This is a genomic window from Acinetobacter sp. 8I-beige, assembly GCF_902505955.1.
GTDB classification, from domain to species: Bacteria; Pseudomonadota; Gammaproteobacteria; order Pseudomonadales; family Moraxellaceae; genus Acinetobacter; species Acinetobacter johnsonii.
The window spans coordinates 510,224-534,297 of sequence record NZ_LR732792.1 but is presented as its reverse complement, the minus strand read 5'-3'; the positions used below and the strand labels follow the sequence as shown (position 1 = coordinate 534,297).

At 40.2% G+C, this 24,074-nt stretch carries 27 protein-coding genes and 1 pseudogene; 17 read left to right on the top strand and 11 right to left on the bottom strand.

Annotation, left to right across the window (positions count from 1 at the left end; genetic code table 11):
* Positions 1-22: 22 nt before the first annotated feature.
* The 4 genes from GVX98_RS12940 to GVX98_RS12930 all read left to right on the top strand — a co-directional run bounded on the left by GVX98_RS12940 (position 23) and on the right by GVX98_RS12930 (position 2,512).
* A complete protein-coding gene (locus tag GVX98_RS12940) occupies positions 23-514 on the top strand; it encodes a hypothetical protein (RefSeq protein ID WP_087012819.1) in 492 nt (163 codons plus the stop codon).
* Between the two features lie 318 nt (positions 515-832).
* Positions 833-955 (top strand): hypothetical protein, encoded by a 123-nt coding sequence (locus GVX98_RS17010; protein WP_256350806.1) that lies wholly within the window; start codon positions 833-835, stop codon positions 953-955.
* A 4-nt stretch (positions 956-959) separates the two neighbouring features.
* Complete coding sequence (locus GVX98_RS12935; protein ID WP_159128317.1) at positions 960-1,406, top strand: CopG family ribbon-helix-helix protein; 447 nt, start codon at positions 960-962, stop codon at positions 1,404-1,406.
* 83 nt (positions 1,407-1,489) lie between these two features.
* A complete protein-coding gene (locus GVX98_RS12930) occupies positions 1,490-2,512 on the top strand; it encodes an ABC transporter substrate-binding protein (RefSeq protein WP_159128316.1) in 1,023 nt (340 codons plus the stop codon).
* Between the two features lie 111 nt (positions 2,513-2,623).
* Here GVX98_RS12930 and GVX98_RS12925 read toward each other — a convergent pair whose 3' ends face one another.
* The 5 genes from GVX98_RS12925 to GVX98_RS12905 all read right to left on the bottom strand — a co-directional run bounded on the left by GVX98_RS12925 (position 2,624) and on the right by GVX98_RS12905 (position 6,775).
* Positions 2,624-2,953 carry a multidrug efflux SMR transporter gene (locus GVX98_RS12925; RefSeq protein WP_159128315.1) on the bottom strand — a complete coding sequence of 110 codons (330 nt, stop codon included), beginning with the start codon at positions 2,951-2,953 and terminating at the stop codon, positions 2,624-2,626.
* A gap of 17 nt (positions 2,954-2,970) precedes the next feature.
* Positions 2,971-3,855, bottom strand: coding sequence for a hypothetical protein (locus GVX98_RS12920; protein WP_159128314.1), 885 nt, complete (start codon positions 3,853-3,855; stop codon positions 2,971-2,973).
* Complete coding sequence (locus GVX98_RS12915; protein ID WP_159128313.1) at positions 3,852-4,862, bottom strand: isopenicillin N synthase family oxygenase; 1,011 nt, start codon at positions 4,860-4,862, stop codon at positions 3,852-3,854. The genes GVX98_RS12920 and GVX98_RS12915 overlap by 4 nt, the downstream gene beginning before the upstream one ends.
* 72 nt (positions 4,863-4,934) lie before the next feature.
* A complete protein-coding gene (locus GVX98_RS12910; RefSeq protein WP_171503365.1) occupies positions 4,935-5,816 on the bottom strand; it encodes an ABC transporter ATP-binding protein in 882 nt (293 codons plus the stop codon).
* 14 nt (positions 5,817-5,830) lie between these two features.
* Positions 5,831-6,775, bottom strand: a complete 945-nt coding sequence (locus GVX98_RS12905) for an ABC transporter permease (protein WP_159128311.1) — start codon at positions 6,773-6,775, stop codon at positions 5,831-5,833.
* Positions 6,776-6,960: 185 nt separating this feature from the next.
* Here GVX98_RS12905 and GVX98_RS12900 point away from each other — a divergent pair, with 185 nt between their 5' ends.
* The 8 genes from GVX98_RS12900 to GVX98_RS12865 all read left to right on the top strand — a co-directional run bounded on the left by GVX98_RS12900 (position 6,961) and on the right by GVX98_RS12865 (position 12,072).
* Positions 6,961-7,329: a hypothetical protein gene (locus tag GVX98_RS12900; protein ID WP_004693046.1), complete on the top strand. Its 369-nt coding sequence runs from the start codon at positions 6,961-6,963 to the stop codon at positions 7,327-7,329.
* A gap of 117 nt (positions 7,330-7,446) precedes the next feature.
* Positions 7,447-7,758: a hypothetical protein gene (locus GVX98_RS12895; protein ID WP_228716297.1), complete on the top strand. Its 312-nt coding sequence runs from the start codon at positions 7,447-7,449 to the stop codon at positions 7,756-7,758.
* Between the two features lie 127 nt (positions 7,759-7,885).
* Positions 7,886-8,137, top strand: a complete 252-nt coding sequence (locus tag GVX98_RS12890) for a hypothetical protein (protein WP_004693049.1) — start codon at positions 7,886-7,888, stop codon at positions 8,135-8,137.
* 33 nt (positions 8,138-8,170) lie between these two features.
* A complete protein-coding gene (locus GVX98_RS12885) occupies positions 8,171-8,896 on the top strand; it encodes a zeta toxin (RefSeq protein ID WP_159128310.1) in 726 nt (241 codons plus the stop codon).
* A gap of 473 nt (positions 8,897-9,369) precedes the next feature.
* Positions 9,370-9,771: a YeeE/YedE family protein gene (locus GVX98_RS12880; RefSeq protein ID WP_159128309.1), complete on the top strand. Its 402-nt coding sequence runs from the start codon at positions 9,370-9,372 to the stop codon at positions 9,769-9,771.
* A 1-nt stretch (position 9,772) separates the two neighbouring features.
* A complete protein-coding gene (locus GVX98_RS12875; RefSeq protein WP_159128308.1) occupies positions 9,773-10,195 on the top strand; it encodes a DUF6691 family protein in 423 nt (140 codons plus the stop codon).
* Positions 10,192-11,061: an MBL fold metallo-hydrolase gene (locus GVX98_RS12870; RefSeq protein ID WP_159128307.1), complete on the top strand. Its 870-nt coding sequence runs from the start codon at positions 10,192-10,194 to the stop codon at positions 11,059-11,061. Before GVX98_RS12875 ends, GVX98_RS12870 begins: the two co-directional genes overlap by 4 nt.
* Before the next feature lie 237 nt (positions 11,062-11,298).
* Positions 11,299-12,072, top strand: coding sequence for an alpha/beta fold hydrolase (locus tag GVX98_RS12865; RefSeq protein ID WP_159128306.1), 774 nt, complete (start codon positions 11,299-11,301; stop codon positions 12,070-12,072).
* On the opposite strand, the gene GVX98_RS12860 is transcribed toward GVX98_RS12865, so the two are convergent.
* From GVX98_RS12860 to tssH, 6 genes are read right to left on the bottom strand one after another with little or no spacing between them, the layout of a single operon-like run.
* A complete protein-coding gene (locus GVX98_RS12860; RefSeq protein ID WP_159128305.1) occupies positions 12,073-13,041 on the bottom strand; it encodes a M15 family metallopeptidase in 969 nt (322 codons plus the stop codon).
* A complete protein-coding gene (locus tag GVX98_RS12855) occupies positions 13,038-13,637 on the bottom strand; it encodes a hypothetical protein (RefSeq protein WP_159128304.1) in 600 nt (199 codons plus the stop codon). The genes GVX98_RS12860 and GVX98_RS12855 overlap by 4 nt, the downstream gene beginning before the upstream one ends.
* An 11-nt stretch (positions 13,638-13,648) precedes the next feature.
* The gene (gene icmH, locus GVX98_RS12850) at positions 13,649-14,446 is read right to left on the bottom strand and encodes a type IVB secretion system protein IcmH/DotU (RefSeq protein WP_159128303.1); all 798 of its coding nucleotides are present in this window, start codon (positions 14,444-14,446) and stop codon (positions 13,649-13,651) included.
* A gap of 11 nt (positions 14,447-14,457) precedes the next feature.
* Positions 14,458-15,822, bottom strand: coding sequence for a type VI secretion system baseplate subunit TssK (tssK, locus tag GVX98_RS12845; RefSeq protein WP_159128302.1), 1,365 nt, complete (start codon positions 15,820-15,822; stop codon positions 14,458-14,460).
* 5 nt (positions 15,823-15,827) lie between these two features.
* Positions 15,828-16,958, bottom strand: coding sequence for a type VI secretion system protein TssA (tssA, locus tag GVX98_RS12840; protein ID WP_159128301.1), 1,131 nt, complete (start codon positions 16,956-16,958; stop codon positions 15,828-15,830).
* Positions 16,959-16,979: 21 nt separating this feature from the next.
* Positions 16,980-19,652: a type VI secretion system ATPase TssH gene (tssH, locus tag GVX98_RS12835; protein ID WP_159128300.1), complete on the bottom strand. Its 2,673-nt coding sequence runs from the start codon at positions 19,650-19,652 to the stop codon at positions 16,980-16,982.
* A 142-nt stretch (positions 19,653-19,794) separates the two neighbouring features.
* Between tssH and GVX98_RS16810 the strand changes: the two are divergent.
* The 5 genes and pseudogenes from GVX98_RS16810 to accB all read left to right on the top strand — a co-directional run.
* Positions 19,795-20,181 (top strand): annotated as a pseudogene (locus GVX98_RS16810) (beta-ketoacyl synthase N-terminal-like domain-containing protein); the annotation flags it as partial.
* 1 nt (position 20,182) lies between these two features.
* A partial coding sequence (pcaF, locus tag GVX98_RS12825) for a 3-oxoadipyl-CoA thiolase (RefSeq protein WP_159128717.1) occupies positions 20,183-21,219 on the top strand: 1,037 nt, incomplete at its 5' end.
* A gap of 98 nt (positions 21,220-21,317) precedes the next feature.
* Positions 21,318-22,094: a 3-oxoadipate enol-lactonase gene (gene pcaD, locus GVX98_RS12820; RefSeq protein WP_159128299.1), complete on the top strand. Its 777-nt coding sequence runs from the start codon at positions 21,318-21,320 to the stop codon at positions 22,092-22,094.
* A gap of 1,088 nt (positions 22,095-23,182) precedes the next feature.
* A complete protein-coding gene (aroQ, locus tag GVX98_RS12815; protein WP_159128298.1) occupies positions 23,183-23,638 on the top strand; it encodes a type II 3-dehydroquinate dehydratase in 456 nt (151 codons plus the stop codon).
* Between the two features lie 16 nt (positions 23,639-23,654).
* The gene (accB, locus tag GVX98_RS12810; protein WP_004979753.1) at positions 23,655-24,074 is read left to right on the top strand and encodes an acetyl-CoA carboxylase biotin carboxyl carrier protein; all 420 of its coding nucleotides are present in this window, start codon (positions 23,655-23,657) and stop codon (positions 24,072-24,074) included.

The following is a 24,074-nucleotide window of genomic DNA, read 5'->3' as shown; positions in this document are numbered from 1 at the left end:
TAAGTTTCTGGGAGTAAATATAATGATAACGAACGTATCGCCAAAAAAATGGCTACTCATGAGTTTGGGGGCGATGTTGCTTTCAGGTTGTGCGACAACCTCTACAGACCCAAGTCGTCAAAATGTGGGGACCACAGGGTTACTCATTTGTGCGCAGAATGAGCTTTGTCCAGTAGTCACTGTGAGCTGGAATGAATCGAACAAAGAGCTGCTTAAGTTAAAAATGCATTTGAGTAGTACTTACAATAAATACGACATTCAAAAGGTCGTGTTTACCAATGGACAAAAAAGCCAAACTTTTGCTGTCACTGGACCAACAGAGCATGATCATGTCTTAGGCACCAACCGTTCGACCAATTATATTTTAGCGCCTGTAAATTTGATGAGTAAGTTAAAAGGTACAGATTCGATAAAAATGAATATTTATACAGATCAAGGTATTATCTCTCGATATGTGTATAAAGATGGCGTCTCAGCTCCAATTTTGGGTGAGTTCCAAAAAGTTTATCAATAAAAGAAAAATCGCCATCTGGCGATTTTTTTTGCTTATAAGTGAGAGAAAACTAAAAGTTGTGAGGACATAAGACTTCACTTCCATAGGTGTTTTGCCTATAGGGATGTAAACATTGGGCCTTTGACGGATGAAAAGTCAAGCTGAATAGCCAGAAATGCACTTGGATGTATCAATTTTAAAAATATAAATATTTTTTGCACAAAAAATAAACTTTTTAATGCGCTGTTGCTGTCAGTCTAATCAAAAAAATTGGCATGTATTTTGCTTGGTTCTAGGTATTACAAAAACCTTTTTTGGTAATACCGAAAGGAGCAGCAAATGTCTAAACAATTCAAAGATGACTTAAATGCATTCTTCACCGTATTTAAACAATTCGTGGTCGCCATCTTAAGCGCTAGAGCGGGCATTTATATCAAACAAGATCCATCCGAAAAAGGATAAGCGCGTGCCGAAACATAAATTGGCGCGGATCAGCATCACTGTGCCTGAATTAACTGTCGATGCATTGGATCAGAAAATTGTTGATCAGCACTATGAAAGCCGTTCTCAAGCGATTGTCGACATGATCAATAAACATTTGATCGCGGATCAGGAGCAACGTAACGCCGTGATGGTGGGGACGTTTACCTTGCTCTATGACGCCAGTATTACGCCACTTAGAGTCCAATTGCTGGACTTGCAGCAACAATTTTTAGAGCAAGTGGTCAGTTCACTGCATATTCAGTTAGATGAGCAAAAAATTCTAGAAGTGATGATTTTGCAGGGCTTAACTACAGAGTTAAAAGCATTAAGCCAGCAATTCATTGCTTTGAAAGGTGTGATCAAAGGGCATTTGGAGCTGATGGATGCAGTGATGCCGCCGATTCCACAAAATGAAAACAGAGAGCGTTGAAATCGTGACCATGTTCACCACCCTCAATGACTCACTCCATACATAGCAAGTTTAAACATTTACAGCATCGGGAAAATTGCATCATGATTAAAAAAGCGTTTTTATCAGTCTCTATTGTTTCGACTATTTTATTGGCAGGTTGTGATAACACCGCCAAAATTCCTGAAACAAAAGACAGTGCATCTGAGAGCACAGCCACAAAAACCATCACGATAGGCTATAGTGATTGGCCGGGTTTTGTTGCATGGCAAGTGGCAATTGAAAAAGGTTGGCTCAAAGAAGCGGGGCTGAATGTTGAATTTAAATGGTTTGATTATTCATCATCGCTTTCAGCTTTCGCAGCCAATCAGCTAGATGCGGTACTGGTGACCAATGGAGATAATCTAGTCACAGCTTCTGGGGGGACTCAAGGTGTCATGATTATGGCGACGGACTATTCCGCAGGTAATGATGTGATCATTGCAAAAGATGGAGTTAACAGCATTGCTGATTTAAAAGGCAAAAGTATTGCCACTGAAAAAGGCTTGGTTGACCATTTATTGCTAAGTACAGCACTAACAGATGCAAAAATTAAGACCAGTGACATTAAATTGGTCAATTCTATGACCAATGAGCTTCCACAAGTTTTTGCAAGTCCAGACATTGCTGCAATTGCGGTCTGGCAACCTGTAGCCAATCAAGCTTTGAAGTCTGTTGCAGGGTCTAAAATTATTTATAGTTCTAAAGATAAGCCTGGTTTAATTTATGACACGCTGACCGTGAATATGAGCCATCTTTCTGCCAATAAAGAAGATTGGAAAAAGATGATCCAAGTGTGGGATAAAACAGTCAAATATATTAATGACCCTGCAACACATGACGACGCCGTGAAAATTATGTCTAACCGTGTTGGCGTCGATCCGAAACAATATGAACAATTTATTGGCGGGACGCACTTACTCGATTTGGCAGCCAATAAAACCGTCTTTAAGAAAGGTTTAGGTTTTGACTCGATTTATGGCTCAAGCTACCACGTAAACAAATTCAACGTTGAAAATGGCATTTATAAAAAAGAAATGGATGTTGATGGTGCAATTTATCCAGCTTTGGTTGAAGAGTTAAAGTAAGACTCCGTAGAAACTAAAAGCCCAAGTTAACTTGGGCTTTTTTGTATGAGTGTGTTTAAAAAGCAAAGAAAGATCTAATGTTAAATAAAGAGTAGATTTTAAGGCATGTATTTATAAATGCGTACTTTTAGAAAACACATGAATAATCACGATGCCGATAATCATAAAACTTAAACCAACAACCGCCGCAAAGTCGAGCTGCTGTTTAAAGTAAATCCAACCGACTGTAGAGATCAGGATAATGCCTGCACCTGACCACAGTGCGTAAGCTAGCCCCATAGGGATGGATTTAAACGTTAGACCTAAGAAAAAGAGCGCAATTGCATAACCAATAATAGTTAAAACAATAGGTAACGGTGCAGTGAAACCATTGGTCGCTTTTAATGCAGAAGTCGCGAGGACTTCTGCAATCACGGCGATCAATAAATAGAGAAAAGCCATAGCTTATTAAAGCTCCCTTACGCAACAACAGTTGCATGATGCATGAGGTGATGTTGTTCTTGTTTCAGCCAATGCTGACTGTCCGCCGTGGTAGGTGTTACATTTTGAAAAGTGTATTCAGGTTCATACACATCCACGACAAACACTAGCTGATATGCTTCGCCACCGATCAATTTACGCTGTACAAGGGTTTCAGCACCAACGACTTCAAAACCATCTAGAATGAGTTGTTGTTGAGTCATTTGGATGCAGCTTGAATATTGAATGAGCTGATTCTGAGTTGAAACCGATACTTCATAGCTTTCAATTTGATTTAAGTCAGAAGGACTTTGCTCCACATAAGAAAGAACCCCTAACGCGTCTATATTCTGTTGAATCTGGGGTAAACGTGACTGTGCATATGCCATATACTCACCGCAGATGATGAGACCGCCATCGAGTGAAATTTCTTGCTGCGTGGCAACATGTACGGCTTTGACTAAGCGTAGTCCTAAAAATAAACCTATACTGGCTTGTTGACGCCAGTCTTCAACATAGGCATTACTCGGTGAGAACTCCAAAATACAATTGCCAATGCTATGCAGGGTTGCAGGCTCAGGCCACTGGGTATGGTTCTGATAATTACTACTTAGCTCCCATGACAGTGATGCATTTTGTGCATCCCAATGCGTATAACCGACCCATGCTTGACGCTCTACGATAGGTGTATCTGTTGCTGATTTGAGACGTAGGTCAATGGTGAAGCTCTTGGACTGAAACCAATACACAATCGTATCTTCATCGGTTAAACCATTGTAAAAGCTAATACTTTTACGCCGAAATGCGCCCATTAAATAGGTTGGTACACTGCCTGAAGCAGCTGTGATGGGTTCTAGCTGACCTAAAGTTTCGAATAAATTCATGGGGTGTACTCCATGTGTGACTCGGTCAGACCAAAAGAATAAAGCGGAACGGCATTCTTTAAGACCAACTCACCACTGGCTACACGTTGTTTTAAATAATGAAAGGTTTGGGCCGTTTGATTAAACAAATGTTCTCCACCTGCCAGTGGCGCATATTTAGGTGGCTCATTTGTATTAATCGGTTGGATGACATAGTCATAGTCACAAGAAAAAAATAAAGGGAAGGAGTAGCGTTCTTGTTGGACTTTTTTAACCCGATGTTTGGTGGCTAAATATTTGCCATTGGACAATATTTCCATCATGTCACCAATATTCATCACCAAGGTATTTTCAAGTAGGGGAATATCAATCCACTCACCTTGCTTAGTGAGGACTTGTAAACCGGGTGCTGTCGGCAGTAATAAAGTAAAGCTCTCATAGTCGGTATGCGCCCCGATGCCTTCTGCATCTGTTGCTTGAGGGTTATATGGATAGTGAATGAGGCGTAACTGGCTGGGTGCATGTTGAATATGCACATCAAAAAAGTCTTCTTTTTGCTCTAAAGCCAGCGCAAAACAGCGAAACAGTTGATGACCAATGGCTTTTAAGTGCTGATAGTACTGTGAGACATGGCGTTTAAATGTGGGATCATCTGGCCATTGCGTCGGGCCAAGTAAGGGATAATTTAATGCAGACCCTTGATAGTCATAATTCACATCATAAGATTCTTTTAAATCGTAGCTGTTACTCGAAAACTGTTCTTCACCTATAGGCACATAGCCACTATGATTCAGCGATTTGCCAATATAATTTTGCATTTTGAGTGCGTCATCTTGGGCAAAATAGCGCTTCGCGATGTCACATAACTGTGCAAATAATGCAGGTTGAAATTGATCACCTTTGAGGTAGAGAAAACCAACTTCTTTGCAGGCCTGATCAAGCGCTTGAGCAACTTGCATATGGTCATCTAGATTTGGGCTATTTAAAAGGCTGATATCCACCAGTGGAAGGACATATTTATCTTGCATGGTAAAATCCTCGCGTTGGCCGTCCAACAGTGCATAAAACCTAAGGGTCGTCCCTCAGGCTAGATCAATGAGTTACTTGTGCGTACTAACTTGGGTCATACGTGGAATTTTGGGTAAATCTTCCAGTGCTGGATCAAGTTCTTCTTCTTGTGTATGTACTAAGAAATCGACTCGCTCTCGAAGTTGCTTAAAGGCAGGGCTGGACATCAGTTCAGTGTTTCGTGGACGGGGTAAATCTACTTCAATAATTTCTTTAATTTCCCCAGGATTGGCTTTAAGCGCTACGATACGATCAGCCAGTAAAATAGCCTCATCCATATCATGGGTTACAAAAATAATGGTGATATCAATGTTTTGCCATAGGTCCATTAGGTGTTTTTGCATTTTCTGACGGGTATGCGGGTCAAGCGCACCGAAAGGTTCATCCATCAGTAAAATTTTCGGTTCATTGACTAAAGCACGGGCAATCGCAACACGTTGCTTCATCCCGCCAGATAGTTGATGTGGATATTGGTTTTCATATTTCTCTAAGCCAATAATATTGATCCATTCTCTTGCAGCCGCTTCGGCTGAGGCATGACTTGCACCTTTCATCAGTGGACCAAACATCACATTTTCTTTAACCGATTTCCAAGGAAATAAGGTATAGCCTTGAAACACCATGCCTCGCTCTGGACTAGGGCCTGAAATGGGCTGTCCATCTACTAGCAATTCACCAGAGCTATATGGGTCTAGACCCGCAACAACCCGACTAAAGGTTGATTTTCCACAACCAGATGGCCCAATCACACAAATAAACTCCCGCTTATGAATTTTCAAATCGAGCTGATTTAAAATCGTACGAGAGCTTTTTCCATGCTGAAAAACTTGACTAAGTTGTTTGGCCTCTAAAATGACAGGACGTTGATAAATGTGATCAAAATACTGACGAGCATTGAACTCCGTCGCTTTTATATCTGTGGTTATCATTATTTTGCTCCCGTTTTCCATTTAAACAGATGTTGTCCGAGCTTCATTAAAATCACATCACAGACCAAGCCAATCACGCCAATAATCAAAATTGCAGCATAGACATTGTCAAAGTTCTGGTAGCGTGCTTGCTGGGTAATAAACCAAGTGATCCCTGTGGTGGTGCCAATTAGTTCAGAGACAATCAAGTAGGTCCAAGCCCAGCCCAGCAAAACACGTAAATCACGATAAATATCGGGTAACGCCGCTGGAATGACCACGTGAAACAGACTTTTTGCTTTATTCGTCCCTAGGGTATAACCCGCTTCAATCAGCCCGCGGTCCACCATACGCGTAGTATTGGCAATAATCAGAATTTGCTGAAACAGCGTTCCAATCACGATGATGGCAATTTTTGGTGCATCATTAATGCCTAAGATGGCAACAGCCAGTGCACCAAAGGCAGGCGCAGGTAGGTAGCGAAAGAATTCAACAAAAGGTTCAGTGAGCTGGGAAATTTTGTTGGAAAAACCACATAAAATCCCCAATGGAATACCAACGAGTGATGCAATAAAGAAAGCACTAAATACAATCTTGATACTGTGCCAAAGACTTTGATGAAACCATGGTGCATCGGCTTGAGCTGGTGGTGTAGTAAATGCTGTCACTAAGGCTGTCGCAACTTGATGAGGTGCTGGTAAATAAATGGGATTGACCAAATTACCTTGTGGCGGTTTAGTGCCTGTATTGACGGCATTTTGCGCTTCGGCATAGAACACACTTTTGTCTACACGGCTACCGACTTGTAAAAAAGAGACACTGCCAGAGTTGGTGATTTGTACTTGAGGGTGCCAAATAAAGGGCAAATAACTCACAGCACACCAAATGAGGATTGGTATTAGAAATGATCCAAAGCCCAGCAATATTTTGCTTTGAGGACTGAGTTCTCGTGCGACATAACCCATAGTTGCTTAGCCCCGATATTACTTTTTTTATAAAACGTAATACTGTTAAGCAAAATGAATGCCACATTTGTAGTGATATTGAGTGTTCACCTATGTGCTAATTGTTTAAATAAAAACAGCCTTTGACCTAAATATGTTTTAAAATGCGCTATCGATAGATTGACGCTCAAAAGGGGCAGCATCGCATGGCACAAAAGTCACAACAATCTGCATTGAATGAATTGATTGCAGAACAAAAACTACTGTGTGAAGAATTTGACTCGGCTTATGTTGAAGTAAAAGGTGATGATGTCGTTGCTGTTGCTGTGCATACTTTGAATCAAGAACCCATTGTCGGTTTACGTAAAAAGCCAGAAACTGAAGAGAATGTCGCTTGGTTTATTTATGGTGGTGAATTGGGTGAAGGACAAGACTTTTTTACAACCATGACTGTACGTGAATTACAAGATATCTTGCCTGATGTACTTCCATATTTGGCTTTAAGTGAAGGTTATCGTTTTATGATTGATGGCGATGACTATGAAGACGTATGGAAAGAAGGCGATGAGTCTTAATACATGAAAAAACAGACATGGACGTTGCTTAGCCTTTCATTATTTTTATCATCGTTTCTATCAACCCTGAGTTATGCAGAAATAACGAAGCTGACTCAGGCACAGTATGATCAGAAGATGGCTGAATATACAGCAACTGTGAATTCAACCAAAACCGTTTTAGATGCAAAAGATAATCCAGCGACAGCAACAGAAATGAAAACTGCATTTTGTCAGCGTATGGATGCATATCATCAAATTGCAGCGCTATCCAAGGCCAATATTGAATTAAGTACTGCTTCCGTGATGCTGATGGTGGCCAACCGTTATCTTGATCAGCAAGAAAAAAGTCTGACCGATGCAGGGATGAATGAAAGTGCCTTCTGCCCAACGGCGAAAGCTTTAAAAGTTGAAGATACGAAACGATTAAAAAGTAAAGTAACCGAATAAGACAGCATGGAATGAGTGTAGAGATTAAGATCTAATTTATTGTTTCAGGATGCTGTATAAATAGACAATGTCCTCGATTGTGTTAAGATAAATAAAAATCAACCATCGTTTGAGTAGGAGTTGGTGTATGGCAGCTTATACCGACATTAAAGTAGGCAAATATGAGGATGATATGATTCCTAAACTTGCCATTCATGCTTTTCATGATGCTTTTCAAAAAGCAACCACTCGTTCGTCTGTAGTTTATGCAAAAGCTGAGCAGTTGGTTGAACGCGATATTCATGGCAATGAAACTGTTTTACAAGACTTAAGTCATGCTTATGTCGATGTAGGCGTTTTACCGACACTGACACGTAAAAAGAAACACGCAACCGTATAGATTGATATGCCACCTCGACAACCTAGAATAAGAATGTTTGCAGGGCCGAATGGTTCTGGTAAAAGCACTGTTAAAGATTACCTCTTGCCCCAACATATTGGGGCATATTTAAATGCAGATGAACTGGAACAAAACTTAAGAAAGAGTCAACGCATTGATTTATTGCATTATCATCCTTCTTTAAAAGCTTCAGAGTTGGTCACTTTTCTAAAAAGTAAGAAGCGTCCTCAAGCGGGACAGTTCGTGGCCTTACTTGCGCATGAACCAATTGTGCTAGATGAATGGAAGATCGAGTTTAAAACTAATGAAATCGATTCTTATCTCTGTGCACGCATTATTGACTATATCCGGCTTGAATTTCTGCGCTTAAAAGTCAGTTTTACTTTTGAGACGGTAATGTCACATATCTCTAAAGTTGAATTTCTCCGAGAAGCGAAACGTCAGGGCTATAAAACCTATCTATATTATGTCTCAACGGTAGACCCACAAATCAATATTGCCCGAGTCAAGTATCGCGTCAGTGTGGGTGGCCATCCTGTTCCTGAGCAGAAAATTATTGAACGTTACTACCGTAGTATGGATCTGCTCATGCAAGCTATAGAGTGCTGCGATCGCGCCTACTTGTTTGATAACTCTTCTGACGGTATACAAGCGTCTTTTCTTGCTGAAATTGAAGCAGCTGAAACCCTAAAGATGAATGCCGCCGTGTCTAAGCTCCCAATATGGTTTGCAGAACGGGTATTATCAGAATTTCAATAAACTGCTCAGAAAAAGAGCCGATTATTTCATCACTTTTCATGTGTCTGCCCGCATAAAAAAATATTCAAAAGTTGCGAATGTGTTTTATAAACTCAGAATAATACTCATGATGTAGAGATGTACCCATAACTCTATTCAGTTTCTTTAAATGAAAACTATAATGAAATAAAACGAGATAAGTTAAGTATATCTAATCTAAAAAAGGGCTGAATACAAAATCTCTCGGGGATATATTCAAGATTTTTGCATGATTGTGAAGAATAACTATGTAAAAAATGCTTTAAGGTGTTATCTAAAAGATGAAAAGTTTCGAGAACGAACAGCTAGTACCCATTCAAATATCTAAATCCAGATGAAAGGGCCCCGTAGACAGTGGCCATAGACGTACATAGCATCGATAGATACAAAGGGTGCTTGATTATTTTTTAATTAAATATATTATAAAAACATATATTGTTTTAAGGTGCTTACCAATGCATGATTTTGCGTGGTCTTTTATAGGTGGAATATTACTCGGCATCTCCGCCGTCGGATACTTATATACCAATGGACGAATTGCAGGAATCAGTGGTCTGGTCTCACAAGTTGTAAACTTAAAAGGGATCATAAATACATCTGCACTGTGGTTTTTATTGGGCTTGTTCATTGTTCCTTTTATATATGCAGCTTTTATTCAGCCAGAAATCCACATTAAAGCTACACCTTTCATGTTAATCATTGCAGGCATATTGGTAGGCTTTGGAACTCGCTTAGGCTCTGGTTGTACTTGTGGTATCAGCCGCTTATCCAAACGTTCAATCATCGCTACGATTAGTTTTATGTTCGCAGGCTTTATCACTGTATATGTCATCCGTCATATGCTTGGAGCAATCTAAAATGAAAAATGTTTGGGCATTCATTTGGGGTGGATTATTTTCAATCGGTCTCATGCTTTCAGAAATGTCGAATCCTGCGAAGGTGATTGGTTTTTTAGATATTTTTGGGCAATGGGATGCCAGTCTAGCTTTTGTGATGATGGGGGCGATTGCGATTGCATTTATTCCTTTTCAAAAAGCTGTACGTCAGCCACATCCACAAACCTTTTATGGTGAAGCCATACAACTTCCTAAAAATACGAAAATCGACAGAAAACTGATCTTGGGAAGTTTGCTATTTGGTATAGGCTGGGGAATTGCGGGAATTTGTCCTGCGCCGAGTTTTACTTTGATTGGACTGGGTTATTATCAAGCGATCTATTTTATAATTGCGATGTTCGTCGGTGTGCTATTACATCGTAAAGTGATGGAGAAAATGCCATGAAGCAAACCGCGCAAGTAAAAGCATTTTTTGATACACAGACCAATACGTTTAGTTATGTAGTGAGCGATCCAGAAACTCGGCGCTGCGCCGTGATTGATAGTGTGTTGGACTATGATGCAGCATCGGCAACGACCAAAACAGAGCAGGCCGATTTAATCATTGCTTATATTCAGAAAAATAGCCTAAGCGTAGACTGGATTTTAGAAACACATGTTCATGCAGATCATTTAAGTGCTGCTCAGTACTTAAAGCAAAAGCTAGGTGGAAAAATTGCGATTAGTCGTAAGATCGAGATCGTACAACAAACTTTTGGTGAGATTTATCACTTAGATATTAAAAATTTAAACGCTACGCAGTCGTTTGATTACCTTTTTGCAGATCACGAGACATTTTTGATAGGCAATATAGAAGCTTATAATATTCCGACGCCTGGACATACGCCCGCGTGCCTCAGTTATGTCATTGGTGATGCTGTTTTTGTGGGAGACACGTTGTTTATGCCTGACTATGGAACAGCACGTTGTGATTTCCCAAAGGGGAGTGCGGCGGCTTTATTTGACTCGGTGAAGACTTTGTACACATTGCCAGATCAAATGCGGATGTTCTTATGCCATGACTATTTACCCGAAAGTCGTGATCAATACCAATATGAGACATCGGTTTATTCGCAAAAGCATAAAAACATCCATATCAATACTACAACGAGAAAAGTTGATTTTGTCGAGATGAGAAACCGCCGTGATACAACGTTAAGCATGCCCAAATTGATATTACCAGCAATTCAAATCAATATGTTTGCAGGCAAGTTCCCTCAACCAGAAGACAATGGTATTTCTTACTTAAAAATTCCGCTGAATTATTTTTAAAATAGAAAAGTAGCAAGACTTAAGGCATTCGGCATCTTTTCACTTGCTTAAAATCTGATTCAAAAATCTAATCTGATATTAAACAGACATGTAATGTACATCATGCCTTTAAATTTAGCCTAAGCAAATATCTTACACCAAATAGCCTAAGTAAAATTGAGCTTAATATAAAAAGTCATTTGATTTATTTCCATTAAGAATTCAATATCTATAGAAATCGAATAAAGTAAGTTTCATATGATCCTAAATCATCAATTTCATCAAAATGAACAGCCAGCTGCAAAAACACTAGTCTTTGTTCATGGTTTATTTGGCAGTTTGAGTAATTTAGGGATGTTAGCTCGGGAGTTTTATTCAAGCTACCATGTATTACAGGTAGATGTACGTAATCATGGATTATCGTCACATTCACATGTGATGAACTATGAGGCAATGGCAGCTGATCTAATTGAAACTTTAGATGAACTCAATATCGAGCACTTTTCTTTGATCGGGCATTCTATGGGTGGAAAGCTGGTGATGAAAGTGACAGAGCTCGCAAGAGATCGACTAAATCAATTGGTGGTGTTGGATATTACGCCTATTGCTTATAAAGAAAATCATCATGAGCAAATTTTTAAAGCGCTCTTTGCAGTACAAAAAGCAGATATTGAAACACGTCAACAAGCCATAGAAATCATGCGTGAATATCTCAAAGAAGAAATGGTGATTCAGTTTCTTCTGAAATCCTTTAGCAAAGGGAAGTGGTTGTTTAATGTAGACGCACTTTATGAGAACTATATCCAAATTCTGTCATGGGAAAATATAGAGACATGGCATAAGCCTGCATTATTTATACGTGGTGGAAACTCACCTTATGTAGAAAAGCCAGAATATATAGAAGCTATCCAATCGCAGTTTTCTCAAGCCCAGATTCAGACGGTGGCAGATGCTGGACATTGGTTACATGCAGAGAAAACTGCGCAAGTTCTGCAAATCATCACTCAATATTTGAGTCAGCCTTCAACCTGATTAACTCAAATTCGCAGCTGAAAGTTGTCCTTCAGAGGTCAGCTTTTCAGCCATTTCCGCAGTTTTCTTTAAATTAGGCATTCGATATTCAGTATGGCCATAGTCTTGGATCGACTTCCAACGCCCGCCCCAAGTTAAACCTACAGATTCTGCAACTTCACCATAGAGCTGATAGCCACGCATCGCCCATGGGTCTCGTTCAGAAATAACGACTTTTCCATCCCGCTTAAATGCGACATCCGCCGCCAATCCAAATTGGTGATAACTCTGATAACCACGAGCCAAAGTCGTATTTTTATTGCTGGCTAAAGAATTCTGACGCTGCGGGCTACGATAGCCTTCCAGTAAAACCAGTTCATATCCATGCTGCTCACGCATTATTTTAAATACCATCAGTAGACGTTGTTTATAGCGTGGGTTCATTTTGTGCCACTTACGATCAGCCGTTGCTAAATTGTCATGTGAATGAGTTGAATGAACATCCTGAATACTTGGGTCGTAATTCAAAGCACTGGCTTGAATAGAATTATTATTAAGATCCGTTTGCTCCAGCAGACTTGCTTCAACTATGGCCGCAGCAACTAAGGATTCTTCGATCTCTGGTGGCGGAGACAAAATTTGTCCATCAAGTAGGGCATAAATTTGTGGATCCGATTGTCTTAAATAATCCGCTTCAATTTTAGTGGGCGTGATTGGACTGGTAAAAGCAAACATTAAGATGCTGGCAAATAGAAGTAGACCCGCAACCAATATCCACCACTGTTGAATATGCCAATGCGATTGCAATTGCTCAGGGTCAGCAGCATGATTTATATGCTGTGCAAAATGACGAGCGGATTGAAATCTTTGTTTTCCTTGAGGAATTAACCCAACAAAAAAGCCTGCTAATTTTGCTCTAAGTTCATAGGACAGTGCTAAACCTAGCCCTAGTGCCAGGATTAGAAAAAGCAAAAAAAGAGCATAAATCATAGTCTGATAGTAGCTGGCATTGGGGCTTCGACGGTACGAGTTGTAATCTTGGTTTGTACACTACCTGTGGGAGATTCTTCGGATTTTTCCACTGCCTGTTCTGCTTTGGCTACTTTGTCGTGATTTTTATCTTTCGGTGCGGCCGAACTTTGCGTTGACGAGTTTTGTTTCTTATTTTCTTTTGGTAAGGGCTGCGGACTAGCACTCTTCCTCGATGGTGCAGCAACTGTTTCAGCTGGACGAAGAAAAGCTTTGCTTAATTCATCTTCTTTGGGTTGAGGAAAATCAGAAAGCGGCTCAGTTACATTTGAAGGTTGAAAACTTTTAGAAGGGACGACTTTAGTCACTTCAAAAATAGCTTCTGGTTCCTGAGATGGGGCTTCATTATTGACTGAGGGTTCAGTGACATCGACGCTAGAACTTTGATTAACGTGTATTGAATCATTTTTTTGTTGTGTAAAAAAGTAAGTAAAACCAAGGGTGGCCATCAATACGACACCACTCAAAAAACCACCAAACGCATAGAGCATAGGTGAAATATTTTTCTTTTTTGTAGACGTCAAAATTTTGACTGAAGTCCGTTTTTCATGAGCCATGGAATTAGTTCTTAGGGTAAATGAATAGTAATATGTGCCTGTTCTGTTGGCGTAGAAATGACATTTTCATATGTGGCTAAAGAATTCGTACTTTGCTTTGATAACATATAGCGTAAGCCCGCAAAGGATAAGAGAGCGAATACGATTAGAAAAAGTAAAATCCAGTAAAAAGGAAGTTCACGGTGAATCATGTGTTTAATTTGATCGGGGAGCGATGCAAAAGGAGAAAAGGCTGCCTTTTTTCCCTTCAAATAGTCAATTTCATCGCCCACACGTGCGACCAAATGGTTTAAATTTTCTATAGACTCAATACGATATCTACCATGAAAACCTAGAAGCATGCAGTAATGATAAACTTCAAGTGCGGCTAATCGACTATTTCCTTTACGGCGTAACTCTTCTAAAATTTCGAAAAAACGATAACCCGCAAGTTGCGAGCCGAATAAACTAAGCTGTAAGGGACTGATTAACCAACTATTTTGTAGCTCGAAAAATTGTGCATCTTGCTGAGTCACAATGGTTTCATCTAATAATGCACAGTAAGCATATTTAGCATCTTGAATGTCATCTGATGAAAATTGTAATTTTCGGGCTTGGTTTTCAAAACGGTTGAGTAGGGCAATGATTTTTTCGCGAAATTCTGTCGAACTACTTGGTATATATTTGTTTTTTAATAAAAATACAATATAAAAACCATCATGGAGTAAGTCGACCAAGTTGTTTGTACTGGTGACTTTGGCGGTCATGGGCTGAGTAATTGAACCAGTTCCAATTTGTCCATCATCAAAAAGTGAAGGGGCATTATTCATGATTCATTTCCTTAGCCATTCATCACAGCAATCAATTCAACAGCAATATCTTGGAAACCTGCCGGAATATAAATACAAATCGACTCGGCATCCAACATACGTTGGTATAAGTCATTATTTGGTTCAATTTCAAAGTAACTCACACCAGATCGCACTGGAATAGCGGTTGGAACCTGCATTAAATGATGCAAAGGAACTGCAGGTAGTGCGGCGATGACGCGTTGTTCAACATCTACGGTATTGCCCACTTTAAAGCGTAACGGAACCAATTGAATTAGTTCGTGACTTTGCATCATGCTGCTAGAAACAGCCAAGTAAAGTCTTGAATCTCGAGTAATTTTGTCTGACTCTAAACTGCCTAACCAGTAAGATGGTCGCGTTTCTTTCAATTGAATGCTGATATAGCGGTTTGAAATAATCGTATCTAATAACTCACGTAGAATGACATCGAGCTGACTAAAACTTTCTTGTAAATTATGATGTTGGTAGCGAGGTAAATGATCAACCTCATGAGCCGTTGAAAAGGTCAGTAATGAGCCTGTTAAACGTAATAATTCAAAAAACAGTCGCTCTGGATGGATATGTGGATATTGCAATAAATGATTCAACGTCGCGTGTGCTGTGTTGAGTGCATTGACCAACCAAAATGACACAATGTCGCCAGAGCGAAACTCAATCAGCTTTTGCTCATTTTCTCGATTATTACTTTGAATGGTCTTAATTTTCGCTTTGATGACATTTAAACTGCGTTTCAAACTCGAGATAAGATTTTCAGAAGATTCGATATGCAAGATAGGCGGAATAAAATGACGATCAAATTCAAATTGACCTGAGCTTTGACGTTTAATTTTTGCTAAAGCTAAATACAAAAAACCATCCAGCTCTTGATTCGGTTCTACGTTCGCCTCTAACAAGCGAAACTCTGCACGGCGGCGCAATAAGGTGATATCTGCTGCAGTTGCATCTGTAAATAAATCGTGGGTTGAGGTCAGGTAAGAGTGGTAGCGACCGAACTGCGCACTATTTTCAGCGCTCACATTTTTCTTATTGGCTTGTACAATCGGCAAGGCTAAATAAACTAGGATTTCGCCACGTAAATTCAGTTCATCTAATAACACTGGCTCAGGCAGTAAATCACGTGTCGGCGCTTGATAGATTTCACCATCTTGCCAAATCATACTAATACTTTCGAGTGCCAAGATATGTGTGTGTAACTGAGCCTCATCAAATTGAGTATTTTGAATGCCATAGGCAAATGGAATTGTGGAACGAATGGTATGATTCAGACGTTGTTCATGATACGCATCTTGTAATTGAAAATGTTGAGGACGTAAAAATAGACCTTCACCCCAAAGTATTTTTTCTGCTTTAAACATTTAGATTACCAATCGTTTGATTCATTTGCTTGTTGCACGCCCAGTAATTCTTGGACGTTATGCAGTGGATTTTCGTTTTTAATGACTTGATTTAACCACTCATGTAGTGGCATCTGACTCCACTTGATGGTTTTCTGTAACATATAGCTTACGGGGCTATGCGGTTCATTGGCTTGGAAATAGTCAGAAATTTCTTGTAATACCCGCATGGCTTGTTCACGGTTTGCCAAGTGATTTTGCGGTTGAACCTGAAAGCCTTTGGATGGATGGACGGTGTTCATGTCAATCTCTTGTTCTTTGTGCTGAGTAAATGAAAGTGCCTGTGTTGTTATCGTTGCGGCAGCAGAAGACTCAGATGTTTGTGTCGCCATTACAGGTTGGGTAAAAACATCGGTTTTATAGAGCTTTTTTAAACTGGTGTGGATGTTTTCAAGCTGAGTATCAATAGCAGCAAAGCTTGGTGCGTCTAAGCCCATTAAGGTATCTAACACATTTTTTAAAATTGACCATTCAGCCAGAATCGCCGAAAAATGTTGATAGTTCTGATATTGAAATGATTTTGATGTGTTGAACAAACTCTGCTCAAACTGTTCCAAAATCTGAGAGCTATTGGCATCATCCGTATAACTTTCTACTTGTTTCAACAAATGGTTTTTTTGTCTCAGTAAGGCTTCATAATCACTGAGTGAAAATGCAGGAACATTCACGATAGCGACTTGTTTAATCAGTGGAATCAAATGATTAATTGAACCTTGTAATAAGCCCAGACGTTGATCTAAATCGTCCTCTTCAATTTCAGGATGAAGTTGTGTCCAATACTCATTTAACGTCCGGTGCATAAGCTCTAGGGCTTTTGCAGTGCCTTCGAATCCGTATAAATTTGACCACGCTTCAAGTATCCAACCTAATAAGCGTAAATCTTTCGATTTTTCTGTCAGAAGCTCGATAGATTTTTGTTCAACGAACTGCCAGTCTGCTTGCTTAGGTTCAGCGACCCAATCGCCTTGATCGAGTAGTGGATCATCCTGAGTTTTTGCAATTTTGATAGCGTGGAATTCATTGGAAAAAGACAAGTCTTGTCCACATAGTTGATCGCTTGAGATAGGAGACAATAAAGGCTCGATTTCTAAGCTCATAATTTTACACTCTATATTCTATTAAATTTGATTCGCTTTCTTTTTAGCAGGATGTTGTTTCTTTTTAGCCGTGGTTTTTTCGACAGGATCTAAAATATAAGTAATTTCATCATCTTTGATATCAATCTGAATAACTTTAGGCAAATGATCTGCTGCCAAAGCCATCAATATTTCTGTGGCTAAAGCAGGCAATATACTGGCATTCAAAATGTGATCAACATTTCGTGCGCCGCTATCGACTTCCGTACAGCGACTTAATAACAGTTCTACCAGTTCCTCTGAATATTGAACTTTGGTTTGGTACTGCTTCTCAAGGCGAGAGGTTATTTTCTTGATTTTATGATGGATAATTTGAACCAGTAAATCATCATGCAGTGGGAAATAGGGAACGATACGCATGCGCCCTAAAAAAGCAGGTTTAAATTGTTTATATAAACTTGGTTTTAACTGCTCTGCTAAGCTTTCCGCGGTTGGCCATGTCTCAATCGGTTGATTCAAACAGGCCTGCATAATGGCATTCGAACCTACATTCGAGGTCAAAATAATGGTGGTATTCTTAAAGTCGATGATTCGGCCTTCACCATCTTCAAGCGTACCTTTGTCAAAAACTTGATAAAAGAGTTCTTGAACATCGTTGTGTGCTTTTTCAATTTCATCCAATAAAACCACACTATAAGGATTGCGGCGAACTGCTTCAGTCAGCACACCACCTTGACCATATCCAACATATCCAGGTGGAGCACCTTTTAAAGAAGAAACGGTATGTGCTTCTTGATATTCAGACATATTAATAGTGATCAGGTGGGATTCTCCACCATAAAGCTCACTCGCCAGCGCAAGTGCGGTTTCGGTTTTACCGACACCACTTGGCCCCACCAACATGAACACGCCTTGCGGTTTATTAGGATCATCCAATTTTGCTTTAGATGTTTTAATTCCCTGAACCAGTTGATGTAGGGCAGAGTCTTGTCCCATAACACGCTCAGCCAGTTTGCTTTCTAAGCTGAGAATTTGTTTTATTTCATCGTTCACCATATTACCCACAGGAATACCGGTCCAGTCTGAAATAATTTCATTAATGATTTGTGCATTAACACGCTCAAACACTAAGGGGTTCTGGCCTTGTACATTGCTTAATTCTTCACGAAGCGCAGCAATCTCTTTTTGATCGTTGTTAGCTGTTGTATCTTGTTGGAGTCGTTTTATCTGTTCAACAAGCGCTCTTTCTTTTTGCCACTGAGTTTGAGTGTGTTCAATTTCGCACTCAAGCTGCGCTAGTTTTTGCTTCAAATCGTGCAAGCGCTCATGATGAATCGGTAAATTTTTATGTTCATTTTCTAAAATCTCATATTCAAGTTTGAGATTATGTTGTTGAGCAAGTATCTGATCTAACTTTACAGGTTGTGCATTCTGAGTGAGTGCTACACGCGCTGCGGCTGTATCCAGTACACTAATTGCTTTGTCTGGGAGTTGACGACCACTAATATAACGATGTGAAGAGTGTACGGCTGTGACGATGGCTTCATCATCAATATTTAAATTAAAATGATTGGCCATGACTGGTAGCATGGCACGTAACATATCGATGGCGACATCTTCGCTTGGTTCTTCAACTTTAACGACTTGAAAGCGTCGACTGAGCGCTGCATCTTTTTCAAAATATTGTTTATATTCAGCCCATGTGGTTGCTGCAATGGTACGTAACTCACCACGAGCCAGTGCGGGTTTTAATAGATTGGCAGCATCATTTTGGCCTGCTTGACCTCCTGCGCCAATCAAAGTGTGAGCTTCATCAATAAATAAAATTATAGGATGGGTAGTTGACTGAACCTCTTGAATCACTTGTTTCAAGCGATTTTCAAATTCACCTTTTACACTGGCACCTGCTTGTAATAGTCCCATATCAAGCGTATGCAGTTGAACATTTTTTAAAGCATCAGGCACTTGGTTGTTCACAATTTTTAATGCCAAACCTTCAACGACAGCCGTTTTTCCTACACCCGGTTCACCAGTTAAGATGGGGTTATTTTGGCGTCGACGCATTAGGATATCGAGCATTAAACGTATTTCAAACTCACGACCGATAACAGGGTCGATAAGACCGCTTTGTGCCTTTTGGGTTAGGTTAATTGTATATTGATCAAGTGCTGGCGTTTTGTTTTTAGCCAAATGCTCTGAAGGCTCAATGCTCTCGCTTGGCGCTGTTTCCTGTAAAACGTCTTGTTCAATACTGTTTGAGCATAGGTCCAAAAATTTATGCTTCATTGTATCGATCGGAAACAGTTCAAATTGGCTCGAAGCGCGTAATGCCATTTGATGCAAATCTGGTGCTGTTAAAAGTGCTACCAAAATATGACCTGTTCGAATGACAGGATTTTGTTCGGCTGAAGCAAGTAGCCACGCTTGCTCCAATAAACGAATAATGGATTGAGCAAATATTGGGGTGCGAGTATTTCCCTTAGGTAACTGGGAAAGACTGAGTTGTAAATCCTTAACTAAAAAATCATGGGAAATTTTATATTTTTCAAATAATAAGTGGAGATCATTTGGTTCTTGTTGTTCTAATAATTCAAGAAAAAAATGCTCAATTTCGATTTCATAATTTTGTTGATTAATACAACTATTTGCAGACTTCTCTAGAGCAACACGCGCATGATTAGATAGCTTCTTAATTAATATTTTAAGGTTATTCATATGTAACTCAGTCATGCTTTATAGCAAAGTTTTTACAAGACAAATATGCCAATGGCTATCTGTGTTTTTAGTGTAAATATAAAATTATTTATAAATTAGCATTTTACAAGCCATTATAAATGCTATTTGGCGGGTATTTTATATATATGCCATCATAATACACCGTACCCCATTCGGACGTTATGCAGGTGGACTCGCTCCGATCCGTGCCGATGACTTGGGTGCAGTGCCAATTCAAGCCTTAATGCAACGTAATCCAAGTGTAGATTGGACCCAAGTCGATGACGTGATTTATGGTTGTGCCAACCAAGCGGGTGAAGATAACCGTAATGTGGGGCGTATGTCAGCACTCCTTGCAGGCTTACCCGTTGAAGTTCCTGCCACGACAGTGAATCGCTTATGTGGCTCATCACTCGATGCGATTGCCATGGCAGCGCGTGCGATTAAAGCAGGTGAAGCCGATCTGATCATTGCAGGTGGCGTCGAAAGTATGTCTCGTGCACCTTTTGTCATGGGCAAATCAGAAACCNCCAACCAAGCGGGTGAAGATAACCGTAATGTGGGGCGTATGTCAGCACTCCTTGCAGGCTTACCCGTTGAAGTTCCTGCCACGACAGTGAATCGCTTATGTGGCTCATCACTCGATGCGATTGCCATGGCAGCGCGTGCGATTAAAGCAGGTGAAGCCGATCTGATCATTGCAGGTGGCGTCGAAAGTATGTCTCGTGCACCTTTTGTCATGGGCAAATCAGAAACCGCTTATGGCCGTAGCCAGAAGATTGAAGACACTACCATGGGCTGGCGTTTTATCAATCCTAAGCTCAAAGCGATGTATGGTGTAGACACCATGCCGCAAACCGCGGAGAACGTGGCACAACAATTTAATATTGATCGCACAGATCAAGACCAGTTTGCCTTGGCGAGTCAACAGCGCACCGCAACCGCGCAAGCTCAAGGCTTTTTTACACATGAGATCATCTCTGTGAATATTCCACAGCGTAAGGGTGATCCGATTGTGGTCGACACGGATGAACATCCACGTGCATCGACCACCTTAGAAGGTTTGGCAAAACTGAAGCCAGTTGTGACAGCAGAAGGCACCGTCACTGCGGGGAATGCATCAGGCATCAATGACGGTGCAGCTGCTGTACTGATTGCTTCGGAACAAGCGATTCAGCAGTACCAACTTAAACCGCGTGCCAAAATCATTGCTTCAACAGCAGTGGGGGTTGAACCACGCATCATGGGCTTTGCCCCAGCACCTGCGATTAAGAAGCTTCTTAAACAAGCCAATCTGACATTAGAGCAGATGGATGTGATTGAGCTGAATGAAGCCTTTGCTGCACAAGCTTTAGCCGTAACCCGTGACCTTGGTCTGGTAGATGACACCACACAAGTGAATCCAAATGGTGGTGCAATTGCGATTGGTCATCCGTTGGGTGCATCGGGTGCGCGTTTGGTCACGACTGCACTGAACCAATTGGAGCAAACAGGTGGAACCTATGCGCTATGTTCGATGTGTATTGGTGTTGGTCAAGGCATTGCGCTGATTATTCAGCGCGTTTAATCCTCCTTCTAATCTGACGTGGTGTTTCTGCTCATAACACTTTTGCTGAGAATAACAGTGGAAACACTCAAAATTTTTAATGAATTAAGGAAAAGCATATGCCAAGTTTTACTTCAAATAATGCCGAAATTCACTATCAGACCTTTGGTGACCCCAAAAATCCCGCGATCGTTTTTTCAAACTCGCTAGGCACAAACTTCAACATGTGGAAACCACAAATTACTTTTTTCCAGAAAAACTATTTTGTGATTTGCTATGACACTCGCGGGCATGGCCAGTCTTCCACACCTCAAGGGCCATATGATATTGAACAACTTGGTCTAGACCTGATACATTTACTGGATCATTTAAACATTGAGAAAGCCATTTTCTGCGGCATTTCAATGGGCGGACTTACAGGTCAGTGGTTAGTCATTCATAAACCTGAACGTTTTCACCGCGCCATTGTATGTAATACCTCAGCCAAAATTGGCAATGAACAAGCATGGAATGATCGTGCATCGTTAGTACGTACCCAAGGTTTAGAACCCATTGCATCGACAGCTGCGAGCCGTTGGTTTACCGAACCCTTTATCCAAAGCAACGCAGCAACTGTAGCAGCGCTTTCAAACGACTTAGGTGCTGGCAGCCCAGAAGGTTATGCGAGTTGCTGTGAAGCTTTGGCTAAAGCGGATTTACGTGAAAAACTCGAAAGCATTCAAGTGCCTTTACTTGTTATTGCAGGGCGTAAAGACCCCGTAACAACAGTCTCAGATGCACAGTACATGGTGAATCACATCCGAAGTAGTGCCCTATTTGAAATCGATGCCTCTCATATTTCAAATATCGAACAGCCCAAAGCCTTCAATCAGGCCATCTTAGACTTTATTGCTTAATGATCTAGATCTGAACGCAAAACAGCCCAACATGGGCTGTTTTTTTTATCTATTTAAATAAAGAGGTAAGAATGCGTAAAACTCAGCATTAAAAAGATGATGGCTTTAGCTCATTCTGTTTTTCATCTTAAAATCATTAAAACTCAAAAATTGTATATAAAACAAACTAAAATTATTATGATTTCAAAATCATATCTTCGGAATTTCACTTATTGCCAATCCTAAACTCACTAGATCCCATCATGTAAAGCCGAATCTACACAGCTAAAATGAGCAAAATAGCCAATCGTTTTCTTTTATAAAATCTTCTCTCACAGCATAAGCCCTGACGCAATAGGAGGATATTTTTCCAATACAAACTGCTACTCAGTAATTTTTCTACAGTCTTTTGCTTATTTAACGGTAAAATCTCTCAACCAAGAGGATGCTGAAAAGCACCGTTAGAAACCTTAATTGTCCACTTACTGTTTCAAGTTTTTCAGTTTTTTCTAAAAGTTAATGACGTCAGCTAAATAGACTTTAACAACAGACAAAAACGTCCATATACATTTTAACGTAACAAGTTAATGTTTTAATTGATTAAAGTGATATTCTTTAAGTTCAATATTGATCCAATAAAGCTTAGCAACTGAATTGATCATGGTCGTCCAGCCAGCCAAAAGAGCTAGAATAAATTGATCAGATCATCTACATATACAAACCATATCAGACTTCAGTTTTATTTTGATATACAGTTTAGCCATATAAGAATTGATCTAGATCTGATGCAGAGAGAGCTACCGACTAAGAAGTCTGAATTGCCCTCTTTTCAAGACTTGAGTTGCACCTGTGGCACAAAACGAAAACAAATCTGCTGCTTTTGGTCAATTTGGCTTACAATGTAAAAAAGAGTAATAATCCGAAAATTTGTAATCTTTTAACATTGCCAATTCCTTGCAAAATTTACATTATATTGCCGAAGTTTGGCACTAAGCATCTACGTCAATTCAAACAAACTATAAAAAAAATGTAGAACTTTATGCCATAATACGCAAACTTTGCAGCCATCTTGCAAAGATTTATTGCAATTTATAAATGGAGCAAGCTAAATGAGTTCGACCATTTTGGTTATTCATGGACCGAATCTAAATTTGCTAGGAAAGCGCGAACCAGAGGTCTATGGTTCTCTAACGCTGAACGACATCAATCAGCAACTCATTGTACAAGCTGAAAATGCTTCAATTTCTCTCGACACTTTTCAAAGTAATTGGGAAGGTGCCATTGTCGACCGTATTCATCAAGCCCAAGCGGATGGTGTCCAATTTATTATTATTAACCCTGCTGCACTCACGCATACCTCTGTTGCTCTACGTGATGCCCTGCTTGGTGTAGCCATCCCATTTATTGAAGTTCATTTATCGAATGTTCATGCGCGCGAAGTGTTTAGACATCATTCATATTTATCAGATAAAGCCGTTGGCGTTATTTGTGGCTTAGGTGCTCAAGGTTATAGCGCTGCGCTCAATTACGCTCTCACTAAAATTCAACCCTCTACGCAATCATAATTAGGAATACTGTCACATGGATATTCGTAAAATCAAGAAACTCATCGACCTGATGATTGAATCTGACTTACAAGCGATTGAAGTTAAAGAAGGTGATCAATCGATTGCGCTGACTCGTCGCAGTCCAGTTGTTGCAGCTGGTGCTCCTGTTGCTATGGCAGCTCCTGTTGCTCAGGCTCCAGCGGCTAAAACACCACGTGGTGCTGTAGAAACTTCTCCAATGGTTGGTGTGTTTTATGCGGCTCCAAGCCCAGGTGAAGCGCCATTTGTTAAAGTCGGTCAAACCATCACTGCTGGTGAAACACTTGGTATTATCGAAGCAATGAAAATCATGAACCCGATTGAAGCAACGCAAAGCGGTGTGGTTGAAGAAATTTTAGTGAAAAACGGCGAAGTGATCCAATTCGGTCAACCATTATTCCGCTACCGCGCGTAA